This is a genomic window from Sorangium sp. KYC3313, from assembly GCF_052075895.1.
Taxonomy (GTDB): Bacteria; Myxococcota_A; Polyangia; order Polyangiales; family Polyangiaceae; genus Sorangium; species Sorangium cellulosum_B.
The window spans coordinates 9,928,513-9,945,324 of the sequence record NZ_CP197255.1 but is presented as its reverse complement, the minus strand read 5'-3'; the positions used below and the strand labels follow the sequence as shown (position 1 = coordinate 9,945,324).

The following is a 16,812-nucleotide window of genomic DNA, read 5'->3' as shown; positions in this document are numbered from 1 at the left end:
GTGACCGTCAATGGAGGGGCGCGCGGCCGCATCACGAAGCCTGCGCGTGGAGTGCATTGCGATTTGCCTGGTTGAATTCTCATGCACGGTGTTTTTTTTTGTTCTTGGGGCTCCCCGTCCGGAGGAGTTCGGATCGAGCTGGCCGTCCATCGAGCGACAGCCGGGAGAGTGCCATGGCGAGACATCACCGGAAGATCGCGACCTCGTGCGCGGCCGCTGCGATGGCGGTGACCGGCTTCGCGGGAACGGCGCGCGCGCAGATCGCTGACGCGGTCTACGAGGACGTGAGGGACATCATCGAGGATCTGATCCAGCGGGAGGTCGCCGAGGCGGTCGCACCCAACCTGGTGTGTCAGACGGCGCGCCTGGCGAGCGCGGATCAGCACCTGCAAGAGTACGCAGGGATCGTCGACAAGCTCGAAGACACGGCGGCGGGCCCCGAGAAGGACGCGCTCGAGAAGCGGCGCGACGAGCTAAGGCTTCTCCTGAGGAGGGGGTTCCCGATCCTCACCTATTTCCCTCTCACGCTCCAGCGGGTCTTCCGGCGGCAGTTCAGCGCGATCCGGACGAGCGTCACGGACGAGGCCGCAGGCTTCGCGGGGCACATGGTCTACGTCGGGCTCACGTCGAACGAGGGCCAGATAAGAAGGCCGCAGGGGACGCAGAGCATCGAGCTCCTGCACAAGTTCGCGAGCGCCGACGACGCTCGCGCCGAGCGCGCGGCGCCAAGCAAGCTGACGTGGACCAAGCTCGATCCGCGGTCGTTGAACACCTGTGTCTCCGTGCTCAAGGAGGAGCTCGCGTCGGGCGTCACCGACGCAGGCGCGCCGTCGCCGCTCGAGCGGGATTGCGGCGCGAGCGCAGCGTCAGGCACCAGCTACGCCTGTGAGCTCGCGTTCGCCGTTCGCGCCATTCTCCAGAGGAAAGGCGCCCTGGCGGAGGAGCACTTCATCAGGGCCGCCGCCGTCGTGGTCGGGGCGACCGCGGTGAAGGCGCTCGAGGTGACGGACGACGCCGTGAAGAGAACACTCCTGGATGAGGCGGTCCTGGTCACGAGAGACGTCCTGCGCGGTGGCAAGAAGCTCGACGAGATCATCCCTGTCCTCTTGTCCGCCGCGCCCGCCGCGCCCGCCGCGCCCGCCGCCGCCGAGGCAGACGCAGCCGCTCGTGCCCGGGAGCTCCGCTCCAGGTTGAACAACCTCGATCGCCTCCGGGTCCAGTGGAACATCGGCACGCGGGGCGGCGCGAACAACCTCGAGCTCGTGAGCTTCGTGAACGTCATCGGCGCCGCCGGCGGCGCGCTCCGCGATCTCTGTGACAAGGACCTGATCGGCCAGGTCTGCGCCCAGATCGAGCGACAGTCCTCGGCGCTGACGAAGATCGGCGACCTCCAGGCGGACCTCTGGCCGGCGATCCGGCTCGCCGGCCAGGGCGAGTACGGGGAGGCAGCGAGCCGCGCGATCAGGACGTTCTTCTCCTCGCGGCCCGGAGGCGAGGGGGATCAGGTCGAGATCTACCGGCGCTTCGCCGAGTCGGTCATCGTCTACGTCCTCGCGACGGTCGACGACAAGAACCCTTCCGACGCCGACAGGGCCGCGTTCCGGGAGGCGTCCGTCGAGGTGCTCCGGGAGCTGGGCACGGGGGGCGGAATGGATCGCCCGTGGGGTCACGCCTTCTACAGGCCCGACATGGGGCTGCGCGTGTCGTGGAGCCCGAGCTACATCGACGGCGAGGGCGGATCGCCGAGGATCGTGCCGTCCGCGAACACCGTCAACCTGCGCGGCGTCGTGCGTTATACGGATGCCTATTATCTCGCCCTCCAACCCTCCTTCATCGACCTCCTCGCCCCGCTGAGCGAGCTCGCGCTCCGGCGCTCGGAGGCGGTCGAGTACGAGGATTCGGGCCGCGTCCTCCTGAACGCCGTGACCCCTCGGATCGAGGTGATGGTCGGCGTGCCCGCCCTCTCGAAGCACCTCGTCGTCTCCGGCGGCGCTTCCCTGCGCCTGGCGGCGCCCTTCAAGAAGAAGGATCAAGAGGGGTGCGACGGCGCCTGCTATCGTTACAAGTTCCTCTGGAACAAGAAGGACGATGTCGTCTCGGACCCGGCTGGGCTCGGGTTCATCGAGTTCGGCTTCGGGGTCAAGTACCTGCTCTGAAGCATCTATTCGAATTTATTCGAGAAAATCCACGATGCGCCGGGGGGGCGAGGCGAGAAATCCCTCATCTCCCCGCCTCCCCGTCTCCCTGTTCAATTTTCCGCTGAAGGTGCAGGGGCGCAGGCGAACTGAAGCTGTATACTTGACAGTTGTAGTGTCTCGATGCAGGGTGCTCCTCGTGATGACGTACAAGCTCGACGAGCTCGCGGGCGAGGCGGGGGTGGCGCCGCGCACGGTGCGGTACTACGTGCAGCGCGGGCTCCTTCCGGCGCCGGAGTTCCGCGGGAAGGACACCTCCTACGGGCGAGAGCACCTGGCGCGGCTCCGCGCCATCAAGGTCCTCCAGCAGGCGCACTTGCCGCTCGAGGAGATCCAGGCGCGCCTCGCGGGCGCGGGCCTCGACGAGATCGAGCGCATCGCCGCGGGGGCGCCGCCGTGCGCTCCGGAGGCGCGCTGCGCCGCCCCGGAGGAGGCCGCCGCGCCGCCCGCCTCGACCCCGCCCGCCGCCGCGCCGCGCGGCGCGCGCTGGGAGCGGGTCGAGATCGCCGACGGGGTGGAGCTCCACGTGCGGACCGACGCCCCGGAGCGCTCGCGGCGCATCGCCCTCGATATCGAGTCTCGTTACACAACCCTTGCCCCGAAAGGCTCGCGATGAACCCCTCCCACGATCCTTCGCACCCGTCGCCGATGTCGTGCCTTCGCACCTCCGAAGGCCACCCGGTCCCGCTGCTCGGCGTCTCCCTCTCGGGCGAGGTCCTCGGCGGCGCGGCGCGGCTCGTCGTGCGGCAGCGCTACCGGAACGAGGAGCGCCGGCCGATCGAGGCGATCTACACCTTCCCGCTCCCGGGCGAGGCGAGCATCGCCGGCTTCGCCATGGAGTGCGCCGGCCGCAGGCTCGAGGGGGAGGTCAAGGAGCGCGAAGAGGCGTTCCAGGCCTACGACGAGGCCATCGCCACCGGCCACGGCGCGGCGCTGCTCGACGAGGAGCGGCGGAACGTGTTCACGGCGAGCGTCGGCAACCTCCTTCCGGGAGAGGAGACGGTCGTCGAGGTCACGTTCGTGCAGGCGCTCACCGCCGACGAGGGAGCGCTGCGGCTCATGATCCCGACCCTCGTCGCGCCCCGCTACATCCCCGGCGCGACCGGGGGCGACCGGACCGCGCACGGCGTCCAGGAGCCCACGGGCGACGTGCCCGACGCCGACCGCATCTCCCCCGGGATCGCGCGGGTCGACTACGGGATCACCGTGGATATCGTCTTCGACCTCGGGCGCGACGTCGCGATCGAGAGCCCCTCGCACGCGCTCTCGGTGCGCCGCGAAGAGGGGTATCGCCAGCGGGTCTCGCTCCGGAACGACAAGGCCGCGCTCGATCGGGACATCGTGCTGCTCGCGGCGGGCGCGCCGGGCGTGCAGGCAGGGGTTGTGTGCGACAGGGCCCCTGGCCAGGAGGGGACCTTCGCCCTCACCGTGGTGCCGGACCTCTTCGACACGCATGCCCACGCGAAGCGGGCGCCCTCCCGGCGCGACGTCGTGTTCGTCGTCGACGTGTCGGGATCGATGCAGGGCGAGTCGCTCGACCAGGCGAAGCGCGCGCTCCGGCTGTGCCTCCGCCACCTCGCCGAGGGGGATCGGCTCGGCGTGATCGCGTTCTCCAGCGATTTCCGGGCGCTCGAGCCGTCGCTCGCCCCGTTCACGCAGGCGACCCTGAAGGCCGCGGACGCGTTCGTCGAGGGCCTCCGCGCGGACGGCGGGACGGAGATGCTGAATCCGCTGCTCGCGGCCGTGGGCATGCTCGGCGACGCGGAGCGAGACCGCGTGGTCGTGCTGCTGACGGACGGCCAGGTGGGCAACGAGGCGCAGATCGTCGATCGCGTCGTCCAGCGGGGCAAGGGGGTGCGGATCTACTCGTTCGGCATCGGCACGAACGTGAGCGACGTGCTGGTGAGCGATCTCGCGCGCCGGACGGAGGGCGCAGCGGAGTTCATCCACCCGGGCGAGCGCATCGACGAGAAGGTCACGGCCCAGTTCGCGCGGGCGACGGCGGTCCGGGTCACCGGGCTCGAGGCGCGCTTCGAGGGGGTCGACGTCGGCGAGCTCGCGCCGGCCGAGCGCCCGGCGCTCGTCGACGGCGAGCCGTGGGTGCTCTACGGTCGCTACGGTCAGCCGGGGATGGGGCGGCTCTCGCTGCGCGGGACCCTGCGCGGGGAGCGCTTCCACCTCGAGGTGCCGGTCGAGCTCGCGGCGGAGGCGTCGCGGCCCGGCCTCGAGGCGCTGTGGGCGGGCGCGCGGGTGCGGGAGCTCGAGGAGTCGGAGCGCGGGCTGTCCGGCAAGCGCGCCGAGGCGATGCGAAAGCGCATCGTGGACCTCGCGGTCCGGCACCGGGTGGCGTCGAAGCACGCGTCGTTCGTGGTGATCGAGCGGCGGACGGGCGACCGGCGCGCCCACGGGCAACCCGAGGCGCGGCCCGTGCCGGTGAGCGCGCCGGCGGGGTGGGGGATGTCGAGCCACCGCGGCCCGGCGGCGCCGGCCGCGGTGTACGCCGCGATGCCGAGGGGCGGGGGTGGCCCGAGGGGGGGCAGCCCCGTCGTGATGAGGTCCAGGCTCGCTGCGCCCGCCCCCGCGGCGCCCGCCGCACCGCCCAGGTCGGCGCCGGCCGCGAGCGGCCTGCTGGCGCGCGCGAAGCAGCTCTTCCAGCCGAGCGCAGGGGCCGCGGCCTCGGGCGGCTCGGCCGACCGGGCGGCGGGCTGGGTCCCGCCCCCGGCCGCCGCCGCGCCGGGCGGCCCCGCGTCGCCGCGCCACGTGCCCCCGCCGGCCCCGGCCGCCGCGCCGGCGCCGAGCGTCGCGCCCAAGGGGAGCCCGTCCCAGGGGGACGGCCTGGGGCGCCTCTTCGAGGAGCAGCTCGCGTCCGGGCTGTGGGAGCGCGGCGACTCGACCGACCTCGGCCGGCTCTCCAGCACTGCCCTGTGCCTCGCGGCGTGCCATGACCAGGGCGTCGACTCGGCCCACCCCGTCTACGGCGCCCAGATCGCCAAGGCGATCGAGGCGCTCTGCGCGCTGGGCGCGTCGCTCCTCCAGCGCGGCGGCGCCGACGGGGAGGTGGCCGCGGCGCTCGCGGCGGCCTACCTCGTCGCGGGCGGCCGGCGGCTGCGGGCGCAGGTCCGCGACGCCGTGGCGACCGCCGCGCCCGAGGCGGTGCGCGCGCTGCTGGGCGAGCTCGGGGACGCCGAGGCGCTCAGGCGAAGGGTCGAGGCGCTGCACGGCGCATGACAGGCTCGCCGTGGCCGGACGGCCGCGGCAGCCCTCGCGCCGCGTTCACGGATAGGTATCGTCCCCGCCCTTCGCGCCGGCTCCCGGGCGGGCCGCGCCAGCCGGTGCAGCCGGGGCTGCACCAGCCGGTGCCGCCGGTGCCGCGCCAGCCGGTGCAGCCGGGGCCGCGCCGGCCGGTGCAGCCGGTGCCGCGCCAGCCGGGCGAGCAGGGCCCTCCGGGAGCTGCGCTGTCCCCTCGATCACGATCTCCACGCGCGGCTCCTGCGGTTGCGCCGGGGCGCCGCCGCCCGCGTCGGCAGGCGGCAGATCGGCGAAGCTCGCCAGGCTGAGCCGCGCGAGGGGCACGCCGGCCTCCTTGGGCTGCGCCAGGAAGAGCAGCACGGCGCGCGCCTGGGCGACCGTCACGTCCCAGCCGTTGCGCCACGCCACGCCCGGCGTGCCGCTCGCCGTGTGGCCGACGACCTGGTAGCCGAGGCCCTTGAGCGGCTCGTTGCCGCGGATGATCGCGGCGATGTCCCTCAGCACCTTCTCCCCCGCCGGGGAGAGCGCGTCGCGGTACCCCTTGAACAGGACCCGGCTCGGGATCGAGATGACCACGCGGCCGTCGCGCGGCGCGACCGTGACGTCTCCGGTGGCCACCGGCAGGAACGCCCTCAGGACGTCGCTGTCGCGCTCTGGCGCCGGGCGGGCCCCGGCCGGCTCGCCGCGCGGCGGCGTCGCGCCCAGCCCGACGTCGAGGCCCGAGATCGGGTCGTTCGCCCACTGTGGATCGGCCGCGGCGCCGCCGCGCGGGCCCTGCTCCTCCAGCTGGCGGACCCGCGCCTGGCTGGCCACGAGCTCGCGCTGGAGGCGCTCGGACCGGTCGAGCTGAGCTTGCCATTCGAACTCGGTGTAGCCGCACCCGGCGAGGAGCGCAGACGCGACCAGCGCGGCCAGGCCGCGCCCGGCGAGAGCGGCCCGGACAGCGCGGGGACGGGGGACCTCGGCGCGCCCCTTCGCGCTCATCTCTGCGACACCCGAAACAGGCAATTGCACTTGGCAGGCTCCTTCTCGCCGGATCATCCGGATCCATCCTCCTCGCGCCGGAGCGCTGAGCGGGCGGGAGCCTATCCGAGCGCCCGTGATCCCACAAGGCGCGGGCGGGCCGGGGCGCGCCCCGGCCTCGGAGACCTCGGCAGGGGACCGGGCCGAGGGATCGACCCGCTCCGGGATCGATCCGCCCGCGCGCGGTCCCGCGCTCGCTCGCGATGCGGGTGGGCCCGCCTACGACAGGCGCTCGTGGCCGGCGCCGCTCGGCGGCGGGGCCTGGTGCATTTTCCTGCGGTGCTCGAGCTCGGCAGAGATGAGCCGCACGAGCTCCGTCGAGAGGACGATCGCCTCCCGAGGGCCATATCCATGCTTGCTCAGCTCCCGCGCGACCGACTTGGCCAGGATCTTCATGGCCGAGTCGATCTCTCCCGGCGTCTTCGATGTCGACGTCGAGAAGAGGCTCGCGGTCATCCGGGTGTCGGCGCCTCGCCCCTGGCCGTCCTCGGGCGTCCGGCGCAGCGTCGGCTCGCGCTCCGGAGGCGCCGCGCTCCGGAGCGATGGCCTATCGATCGCGTGGCTTTCATGGTTTTCGGCCGATGCGGGCGTCGTCGTGCTCGTCGTGCTGTCCGTATGCAGCGATGTCGTGTTGTGCGCGCTCACGGTGGATCCCCGTCGTCGTTTAACGGTTTTCTCGCCTTCGTCCTTCGTTCCCGCGCGAGAGGCGCTGTTCATCGCGAGCTCACGCCGCTCGTCGCCGCGGCAGGCATCGATGGATTTACGTCGCGGGACGAAGTTGACGGCAAAAGCAGGAATGGCACCTGCCGGGGGAGTGTGGAGGCGGTCCACATCGGCCCCTGACCCCACGATAGCAGGGCTCCGGTGAAGGGCATCACGTCATCGGTTGTTCGCGCGCGAACACCCATGTTCGCGCGCGCCGCCGGCGATGCGCGGCGCCCCCCGCCGCCCACGCTGCTCAGGGATCCTCGCGTGGCCTGGCGAGGTCTCGTGCCGCCGCGAGCGATCTGGGCCACTCGACACACCGGGGCTGGCGCACGATGACCGCGCGTTCAGCGCATGACATGGAAAACGCCGGTCGACGCCGGGGGGGGGCGCTCCCGCGAGACTGCAACTCTGAACGTGCGCGCCAATGCTCCGCCCGCAGGGGGGCGCCGTCCGCAGCGAGCGCGAGAGATGGCTTGCCCGGGGCAGACCCGGGTGCGTCTGGCGCGCTCGCAGCGCGGGGCGCGGGGCGCCGCCGCCCGCGCTGCGCTCCGCCGGGGAGCCCGGACGCACGCGTGCGCGGATGAGGAACAACCGACGTCGAGCACGGATGGCGAGTCGGATGTTCGCTGGTTGGACACGGCTTGTTAGGAATCGCACACCTTCCATTGACGATGTGTGATCCCTGCGGTACTCGAAGGAATCGTTGGCGGCCCGACGCTGCGGCGCCATGGGCGTCCGGAGGATTCCGGGCTTTGTAGAGCCGCCGGCGCGGTAAGTCGACGCGACGTCCTTGCTTCCGTGTGCCGCTCCATGGCGCCGTTCGCTGCGGCTCGGCCGACGCCGGACGTTCCGAGTTCATCATGTGTAGGGGGGAAGTATGGCCACACTGTGCAGGCCGGAGGTCGCGGTTCCGGAGTTCATCGTCACGCGGGAAGACACGCTGAAGCTGGCGGAGCGGCTGCACGCGAGAAACCCGCAGCTGAGGCTCGTGCTGCGGCTCATCAACGGCACCGGTGTGCAGAAGCGCCACATCGTGCAGCCTCTGGAGCAGGCGCTCGCTCACCCTGGTTTCGAGATCCGAAATAGAATTTACGAACGGGAGGCCAAGCGCCGGGTGCCGCCGGTGATACGGCAGGCGCTGGAGAACGCCGAGCTCACCGCGCGGGACATCGACGCCATCATCTTCGTCTCGTGCACCGGCTTCATGATGCCGTCGATGACGGCCTACCTGATCAACGCCATGGGCTTCCGCCACGACACGCGGCAGATCCCCATGGCGCAGCTCGGCTGCGCGGCCGGGGCGGCGGCCATCAGCCGCGCGCACGACTTCTGCGCTGCGCACGCGAAGGCCAACGTGCTCATCGTGGCCTGCGAGTTCTGCTCCCTCTGTTACCAGCCGACGGACGATGACGTCGGATCGCTCCTGTCCGACGGCCTCTTCGGGGACGCGGTGGGCGCGGTCGTCGTCCGGGGCAGCGGAGGCACCGGCATCCGGCTGGAGCGGAACGAGGCGTATCTCATCCCGGACACCGAGGAGTGGATCTCGTACGCCGTCAAGGACACCGGGTTTCACTTCCGGCTCGACAAGCGGGTCCCCGGGACGATGAAGCCCCTCGCCCCCGTGATGCGCCGGCTCGTCTCGAGCCACGGCTGGGACGTGGGCAACCTCGATTTCTACATCGTCCACGCGGGCGGTCCGCGCATCCTCAACGATCTGTGCAGGTTCCTGGAGGTGCCCCAGGAGTCGTTCCGGTACAGCAGGGCAACGCTGACGGAATACGGCAACATCGCGAGCGCGGTGGTGCTCGACTCTCTGGGGCGCCTGTTCGCGGACAGGCCGATGCCCGACGGCGCGCGCGGCGTGATCGCGGGGTTCGGCCCGGGGATCACGGCGGAGATGGCCGTCGGTTCCTGGGTGAACGATCACGGCCAGAGCGGGGGCGGAGCGTGCTCGTCCGCCGCCGCGTGACAGCGGCCCTGTCGCTCCGGCCATGAAAATCGTGTGAGAAGAGGAAGGGAAGGCTGATGACCAACGCATCGCTCAAGACTCCGTCGCTGAGGTTCATGCTCGGCGGCGACCGTCCCGTCTGCCGCATGGGCTATGGCGCCATGTACCTGACCGGCCCGGGCTACTGGGGGCCGCCGGCCGACCCGGACGCGGCCGTCCGGCTCCTGCGGCGCGCCGTCGACCTCGGGGTCAACTTCATCGACACCGCCGACGCCTACGGCCCGGACACCAACGAGCAGATCATCCGCCGCGCCCTCCATCCGTACCCGGCGGGGCTCGTGATCACCACCAAGGGCGGGCTGCTGCGCTCCGGACCGGAGGACTGGACGGTGCAGGGGCGCCCGTACATCGTCCCGTGCGGGCGTCCGGCGTACCTCCGCCAGCAGGTGGAGATGAGCCTGCGAAACCTCGGGCTCGAGCGCATCGAGCTCTATCAGCTCCACCGCATCGACCCGGCCGTACCGCTGGCCGATCAGCTCGGCGAGCTCGCGCGGCTCCGGGAGCAGGGCAAGATCCACCATATCGGCCTCTCCGGGCAGCCCGAGGTCACCGTGGAGCAGCTCGCCAAGGCGCGCGAGATCACCGAGATCGCCGCCGTGGAGAACCTGTACAACGTCGCGGACCGCTCCGGGGAGAAGGCCCTGCGGTACGCCGAGCAGCACGGCATGGCGTTCATCCCGTGGTTCCCCATGGGACACGGCGACCTCGCCAAGCCCGGCAGCGTCCTCTCCGGGCTCGCCAAGGAGCGCGGCGCGACGCCCGCCCAGCTGGCCCTTGCCTGGCTGCTGCACAGGTCGCCGTCCATCCTCGCCATCCCCGGCACCTCGTCCATCAAGCACCTGGAAGAGAACTGTCGCGCGGCGGACATGAAGCTCGACGAGGGCGAGCTGGCCGCCATCGAGGACGCCGCCGCCGCCGCGAAGACGTGGCGTCCATCGGCGTCGGAATCGGGGTCCGCCCACACGGAGGAGACGCCGTGAGCACCCAGCAGCAAGCCGGCGCCGCCCACCCGAACGTCCAGAAGCTGCGCGCCCTCTACGCCGATCTGTCGCGCATCGGGGAGTTCGTCGCCGACGACATGGTCCTGCACACCGCGCACCGGGAGCTCTGCCGCGACAGGGCCGCCGGCCGCGTCGTCGGCAAGGCGGCCGCCGCCACCCACGAGCGCGAGCTGATCCGCATGACCGGCGGCACCCTGCTGATGGACGTGCAGCACATCTTCGCCAACGATCACTTCGGCGCCGCGTTCGGCGTGCTGCGCGCCCACCTCGGCGGCGCGAGCCTGGCGATGCCGTTCTGCGGGGTCTGGCGCTTCCGCGGGGGCCTGATCACGGAGCACTGGGAGAACGCGTACGACGTGGCCTCCGTGATGGCCTTCCTCGGCGACGAGAGCGGCGCCCCGCCCGCCTGAGCCGCCGGGGGGCCGCGCCACGAGGGCCTCCGCGGGGGTGCGAGGCGAGGCGCCGGGCCGCGCCGCGAGGGCCTCGCCCCACCCTTTGTCGTTCCCGCCATCCTCCCGGATCTGCTACTGCTGCCCGCCGCGAAGGTGCCCCCCGGGCACGGCGAGCTCCCCCGCGGAGCGCGCTCGCCGCACGTCAGTCATGGCTCAAGGTTACCTCTTCCTGATCATCGCCCTCGTCTTCAACGCGACAGCGAACATCCTGATGAAGCTGGCGTCGCGGCGCGTCCCGTCGATGGAGGGGTTATCCCTCGTCGAGAAGTGCCTCGCGCTCGTCACGAACTACCACCTCGTGCTGGGGCTCGTGCTCTTCGCGTCGAACATCCTGTTCTACGTCCTGGCGCTCAAGCGCATCAACCTGTCGATCGCCTATCCGATCATGTCGTCGGGTGGCTTTCTGCTCATCTCGGTCTTCTCCGTCTACTTCCTGCGCGAGACGCTGACGGCGCTTCAGATCGGCGGCATCGTCCTGATCGCGGCGGGGATCGCGCTGCTCGCGTACAACATCACCTAGGCCTCCGGCCGGCCTCCGCGGCGCGACGTCGGACCGCCGGACCGGCCTGCCGGTCCGCCCGCCCTCGGCGTGGCGCCGTGGTACGGTGGCGCGCGCCTCGCGCCCGAACGCCCTCACCCCGGAGATCGCCGCCATGCGCAGCCGAACGCTCCCGCGTGCCTTGCTCGTCGTGCTCCTCGCGACGCCCCTCGCGACCGCTGGGTGCCACGGCGGCCGCCAGGACGCCGCGCACCCCTCGCCCGGCCGGGCCGGCGCCGCCTGCGGGCGCGGCGATCCGATGACGCGGACCGAGCTCTTCTTCGGCCTGGACCGGTTCGAGCTGCCCCCCGTGACGCAGGCGGAGTGGCAGCAGTTCGTCGACACGGCGGTCACCCCGCGCTTCAAGGACGGGCTCACCCAGTTCGATGTCGACGGCCAGTACCTCGCGACGACGGGGAAGCTCGTCCGCGAGGACAGCCGGCTGATCATGCTCCTCCACGACGGCGGCCAGGTCGCCTCGGACGCCATCGACGCGATCCGCAAGGAATACAAGGTTCGCTTCAACCAGGAATCCGTGCTGCGTATCGACGAGCCCGTCTGCGTCGGCTTCTGACACCTGGAACCGCTGCTGAAGGCAGCGCTCCGCCCGCCGCGGGGACAGCGCGTGTCCCGCGCGTGTCTGTTCGGAACACCGCCTGTCCTCTCGGCTCGGCGGGCGCCTGATCGCGAAGATTCTTGACCGGTGGTGGGCGGGGAGACAGAGTTTTATTACAACTGCCAGGCTTCGGTCGGCGCATGGCCGCGCATTGCATTGCGCGCATCCGTCGGCGTACTCGTGCCTGGCGTTCATACGACAAGCGTTCGACGCGAGCGCTCCTGCTCGGCTCCACCCGGAGCAAGGAGATCCCCGTGCTGATGAGGCTTCGCTGGTGGTCCGGATGGGCCATGGTGAGTGTGGCTGTTGTTGGGTGCTCGGGCTCCGAAGGGCCTCCTCCGGAGGAGGAGAGCGTCCTGGAGAGTCAAGATGAGGTGCGCTACGACTTCCATGCACCCGCGTCTGGAAGGACGGTGTTCGCGGACGTCGTGGCCATCGATCAGATGTTCGTCTACGATCGCCTCGGCGCGTTCAACCCCGGGGGCATGGTGTACGCGCTCCGCCGGGACGTGGTGGCCGTCGATCCGTCGAACCCCATCGGTCCTGGCAACGCGACGCTGCGGCCGGGCAAGCGCCCGAGGCCCCTCGTCCTGCGGGTCAATGCCGGCGACAGGCTCTCCATCTCGTTCACCAACTGGCTCACGCCCGCGACAGGCCCGCTGCCGAGCACCTCCGCGTCGACGCGTGACGCCTCGATCCAGGTGGTCGGGCTCCAGATCCGGAACATCGACGCGCTCGCGGGCGACGTCGGGAACAACGGGAGCTCGCTGGCCGCGCCGGGCGAGACGCGCAAGTACGAGCTCTTCGCCGGCCGCGAGGGCACGTTCCTCATGCACAGCGGCGGCGCCATGGTCGGCTCGGAGCCCGGGCCGGGGCGGCGGATCTCCCAGACGCTGTACGGCGCCGTCACCGTCGAGCCGCCGGGCGCGGTCGCGTACCGCTCGCAGGTGACGGCCGCCGAGCTCTCGGCCGCCTCCCTGAACCCCTCGAACCCGGACGGCACGCCGCGCATCGACTACGACGCGGTCGACGCGTCCGGTCGGCCGATCCTGAAGATGATCGACGACGCCGGCGAGATCGTGCACGGCGACATCAACGCCGTCATCGCGGGCTTCGACGAGACGGAGGCCGGCTCCCCCGCCTCCGAGAACATGGGCCATTTCCGCGAGTTCACGGTGCTCTTCCACGACATCCTGAGCGTCGTGCAGCCCATCGCGGAGTACCAGGCGGACCCGCGCTACAACGGCGTGCGCACCGGCTTCGGCATCAACTACGGCGCCGCCAGCCTGGGCAGCGCCGTCTTCGCCAACAAGCAGAGGATCGGCCCGAGCAAGCGCTGCGAGGAGTGCAAGTTCGAGGAGTTCTTCCTGAGCTCGTGGGTCAACGGGGACCCGGCGCTGAACATCGATCGGGACGACGCCGGCAACGCGACGGAGGCGCTCTACCCGGACGACCCCTCGAACGTATCCCACGGTTACCTCGGGGATCCCGTCCGCGTCAGGAACCTCCACGCCGGGCCCAGCGAGACGCACGTCTTCCACCTCCACGGCCACCAGTGGCTGCGGTCGCCGGGCAACGAGAAGAGCGCGTACATCGACTCGCAGACCATCGGCCCGAGGGCCGCCTACACGTATGACATCACCTATGGTGGAGGCGGCAACCGCAACCTCTCCGTGGGAGACGCCATCTTCCACTGCCACCTGTATGCCCATTTCGCGCAGGGCATGTGGGGGCTCTGGCGCACACACGACGTCTTCGAGGCGGGCACGCCGGACCGCTCGCTCCCGGACGGCGAGCTCGCGGCGGGGACGCCCACGCCCGCGGTCGTGCCGATCCCCGGCGTCGCGCTGGCGCCGATGCCGACCTACGAGCGGACGTCGGTCAGGATGGCCGACGGGAAGACCGAGGAGCGCGACCCCTTTCCGGGTTATCCGTTCTACGTCGCCGCGGTCGCGGGACACCGGCCGTCGCAGCCGCCCCGCGACATGGAGCACGACGGCGGGCTCCCGCGCCACTACATCGCGAACGTCCCGCCGGGGGGCGCGGTGGCCGGCGGCCGCGGCTTCTTCGACGTGCAGCTCTCCAAGGCCGACGTGCAGCTCTTGCCGAAGGACGGCACCCCGTCGGAGGTGGCGGCCGCCAACTTCCACGCGGGCGCGTTCCCGGGCGCCGTTCGCGCGCCGGAGCGCTACGGCTTCCCCGTCAAGGGCTACCCCGCCTTCACGGCGGCCGGCGAGCCGGCGCTCTTCCTCGTGAACGGCCAGCCGCCGGCCGCGGGCGCCCCCTTCGCGGACCCGTGCCCGCCAGGCGCGCCGGTGCGCACCTACCGCGCGGCCTACGTCCAGACCAACGCCCCGGTGAACCGGGCCGGCTGGCACGACGCGCAGGCGCGCATGATCGTCCTCGAGAAGGACGTCGAGGCCACCCTCGACGGCACGAGGGCGCCGGAGCCGCTGTTCATCCGCGCGCAGTCCGGCGAGTGCGTCGTGTTCCACGCGACGAACCTCATCCCGGCGGTGCTCGCGGAGGACGACTTCCAGGCCTCCGCGCCCACCGACGTCATCGGCCAGCACATCCACCTCGTGAAGTTCGACGTCACCTCCTCGGACGGCGGGGCGAACGGCTTCAACTACGAGGACGGGGCCCTCGCGATGGAGGAGGTGGCGGCGCGCATCCAGGCGGCCAACGCGGCCGGCGGGGCCCTCGCCGCCGGCGTCAGGAGCGGCGAGCCCGGGGCGCGCGTGCGGCTCGGGGACCCGACGCGTCACCCGCGCATGACCACCCCGTCGCTCGGGGCGCAGACCACGACACAGCGCTGGTTTGCCGATCCGATCCTGAGCGAGGCCGGCCAGGACCGCGCGCTGAACACGGCCTTCACCCACGATCACTTCGCCGCCTCGTCGCACCAGCAGCACGGGCTCTACGGCGGCCTCGTCGTCGAGCCGGCCGGCTCGATCTGGCGCGATCCGGAGACCGGAGCGCTCTTCGGCGATCGCAGCGACGGCGGGCCGACGAGCTACCGCGCCGACATCCTGTTTCCCCCGGGCGACCACCGGAGCCCGTTCCGCGAGTTCAACCTGAGCATCGCCGATTACGGCCCCGTCTACGACGAGTGCGGCCGGCCGGTGAACCCGTCGTCGCAGGCGCCGGCGCCGCTGCCGGTGGCCATCACCCATGGGCCCTCCACCCCCGACGCGATCTCGTGGCGTGACTCGGGCGTCGGGCTCATCAATTACAGGAACGAGCCGATCCCGCTCCGGATCGCCGAGCGCAACTGCAGCACGCGCGCGGTCGTCCAGAAGAGCGGCGACGCCGGCGCCATGCACAACGTCTTCAGCTCGCGCGTCCACGGCGATCCCGCGACGCCGCTGCTCCGCGCGTACGAGGGCGATCGCACGCTGATCCGCCTCACCCAGGGCGCCCAGGCGGAGCAGCACGTGTTCACCGTGCACGGGAAGAAGTGGCTGAACGAGCCGACCGATCCCGACAGCGGCTACGCCAACGGGCAGGCCATCGGCGTCTCGGAGCAGGCCGACCTCGCGCTCGACGCGGCGCCCCTCTTCCGGAAGAACGCGGCCGGCGGCGCGGACTACCTCTACGCGGGCGCGCCGACGGACGATCTCTGGGAGGGGCGGTGGGGCATCCTGCGCGTCCACGGCGAGCTGCAGACGGATCTCCTGCCGCTCTCGGGCGCGTCGCTGCCGAGGGGCAGGCGCCGGGAGGTCGAGGTGTGCCCGCCCGAGGCGCCGAAGAGGGCGTATGTCGTCCACGCGATCACCGCGCAGGGCAACCTGCCGGGCGATCGCCTCACGTACAACCCGACGTACGGGCTCAACGATCCCAACGCCATCCTGTTCGTGCTCGAGGAGGATCTGGCCGCCCTGCGCTCGGGCGCGCGCCCGCCCGAGCCGCTCGTCCTGCGCGCGGCGGCCGGCGAGTGCGTCGAGGTCACGCTCGTCAACGACCTGCCCGAGGAGCTGCCGAAGTCGCCTCACTGGAACTACAACGCTCCCATCGTCGACGGGTTCAACGTCAACCAGGTGAAGCCGTCGAACCGCGTCTCGCTGCACGCGCAGCTCGTGGGATATGACGTGACGGCGAGCGACGGCGCGAACGTGGGTCAGAACCCCGATCAGACGGTCGAGCGCGGGGAGCAGCGGACGTACACCTGGTATGCCGGCGACATCTCCGTGACGGCGCGGGGCGACGTCCGCTGGCAGCCCGTCGAGCTCGGGCCCGTGAACCTCAAGGACATGGCGGACGTGGTGAACCACCCGATGCATGGTGGGATCGGCGCGCTGATCGTCGAGCCGGAGGGCGCCGTCTGGTACCCGAGCCGGGACTCGCGCGCGGCCGCTCAGGTGAAGTACCGGGACGAGAACGGCTCCGAGATCTGGTTCCGCGAGTTCGTGCTCCTCTACCAGGACGAGGTGCCCTTGCAGTCGGATCAGGAGGCTTTCCGCTGCCTCAACCCGGCCCTGGGCTGCGGCGCCACCCTCGCGAACGTCGCTGGCCCTCCCGATCCCGACTTCACCGGCCACAAGGCGTTCAACTACCGCGCCGAGCCCATCTGGGCGCGGCTCGGCGTGGGGCCGGACGCGCCTCTCGGCACCCGCCCGGGCCTCGACGTCAGCGGCGTCTTCAGCTCGGCGGGGCGCGGCGATCCGGCGACGCCCGTCTTCACGGCGGGGCGCTATGACCGCGTGCGCTTCCGCGTGCTGCAGGCCTCGGGGCACCGGCGCCAGCACTCGTTCGGGCTCTCGAACACGGAGTGGGCGTACAACCCGTGGGCGGAGGGCTCGGGATCCCGGTACCAGGGCCGGAACAGCAAGAGCTTCGCCGTGAGCGCGCACGGCGGCATCGGCCCCATGACCGCGTGGACGGTGACTCCCTACTTCAGGTCGGGCGGCATGTTCGAGGTCCCCGGCGATCGCCTCTACATGGACCAGTCGAACGCCATGCTCACCGGCGGACTCTGGGGCATCTGGCGGGTCACGCCGTGAGCGGGAGGAGGGGCCTGTG

General features: G+C 71.6%; 11 protein-coding genes. 9 read left to right on the top strand and 2 right to left on the bottom strand.

Going from position 1 to position 16,812, the window contains the following annotated elements:
- Positions 1 to 173: 173 nt before the first annotated feature.
- The 3 genes from ACSRUE_RS37715 to ACSRUE_RS37705 all read left to right on the top strand — a co-directional run bounded on the left by ACSRUE_RS37715 (position 174) and on the right by ACSRUE_RS37705 (position 5,423).
- The gene (locus tag ACSRUE_RS37715) at positions 174 to 2,156 is read left to right on the top strand and encodes a hypothetical protein (protein WP_441287800.1); all 1,983 of its coding nucleotides are present in this window, start codon (positions 174 to 176) and stop codon (positions 2,154 to 2,156) included.
- Between the two features lie 142 nt (positions 2,157 to 2,298).
- Entirely contained in the window at positions 2,299 to 2,811 is a 513-nt protein-coding gene (locus ACSRUE_RS37710) for a helix-turn-helix domain-containing protein (protein ID WP_441287799.1), read from the top strand.
- A complete protein-coding gene (locus tag ACSRUE_RS37705) occupies positions 2,808 to 5,423 on the top strand; it encodes a VIT and vWA domain-containing protein (protein WP_441287798.1) in 2,616 nt (871 codons plus the stop codon). The genes ACSRUE_RS37710 and ACSRUE_RS37705 overlap by 4 nt, the downstream gene beginning before the upstream one ends.
- A gap of 45 nt (positions 5,424 to 5,468) precedes the next feature.
- Here ACSRUE_RS37705 and ACSRUE_RS37700 read toward each other — a convergent pair whose 3' ends face one another.
- Both ACSRUE_RS37700 and ACSRUE_RS37695 read right to left on the bottom strand, forming a co-directional pair.
- Positions 5,469 to 6,458: an OmpA/MotB family protein gene (locus tag ACSRUE_RS37700; RefSeq protein ID WP_441287797.1), complete on the bottom strand. Its 990-nt coding sequence runs from the start codon at positions 6,456 to 6,458 to the stop codon at positions 5,469 to 5,471.
- A gap of 228 nt (positions 6,459 to 6,686) precedes the next feature.
- Entirely contained in the window at positions 6,687 to 7,298 is a 612-nt protein-coding gene (locus ACSRUE_RS37695) for a hypothetical protein (protein ID WP_441287796.1), read from the bottom strand.
- A gap of 754 nt (positions 7,299 to 8,052) precedes the next feature.
- Here ACSRUE_RS37695 and ACSRUE_RS37690 point away from each other — a divergent pair.
- The 6 genes from ACSRUE_RS37690 (at position 8,053) to ACSRUE_RS37665 (ending at position 16,793) form a co-directional block, all read left to right on the top strand.
- A complete protein-coding gene (locus tag ACSRUE_RS37690; protein WP_441287795.1) occupies positions 8,053 to 9,144 on the top strand; it encodes a type III polyketide synthase in 1,092 nt (363 codons plus the stop codon).
- 56 nt (positions 9,145 to 9,200) lie between these two features.
- Positions 9,201 to 10,163, top strand: coding sequence for an aldo/keto reductase (locus ACSRUE_RS37685; protein ID WP_441287794.1), 963 nt, complete (start codon positions 9,201 to 9,203; stop codon positions 10,161 to 10,163).
- A gap of 44 nt (positions 10,164 to 10,207) precedes the next feature.
- Positions 10,208 to 10,594 (top strand): nuclear transport factor 2 family protein, encoded by a 387-nt coding sequence (locus ACSRUE_RS37680; protein WP_437769869.1) that lies wholly within the window; start codon positions 10,208 to 10,210, stop codon positions 10,592 to 10,594.
- Between the two features lie 190 nt (positions 10,595 to 10,784).
- Positions 10,785 to 11,156, top strand: coding sequence for a DMT family transporter (locus tag ACSRUE_RS37675; protein WP_437768953.1), 372 nt, complete (start codon positions 10,785 to 10,787; stop codon positions 11,154 to 11,156).
- A 133-nt stretch (positions 11,157 to 11,289) separates the two neighbouring features.
- On the top strand, positions 11,290 to 11,748 hold the full coding sequence (locus ACSRUE_RS37670; RefSeq protein ID WP_441287793.1) for a DUF3574 domain-containing protein: 459 nt from the start codon (positions 11,290 to 11,292) through the stop codon (positions 11,746 to 11,748).
- 332 nt (positions 11,749 to 12,080) lie between these two features.
- Positions 12,081 to 16,793, top strand: coding sequence for a copper oxidase (locus tag ACSRUE_RS37665; protein ID WP_441293173.1), 4,713 nt, complete (start codon positions 12,081 to 12,083; stop codon positions 16,791 to 16,793).
- The last annotated feature ends 19 nt before the right edge of the window (positions 16,794 to 16,812 follow it).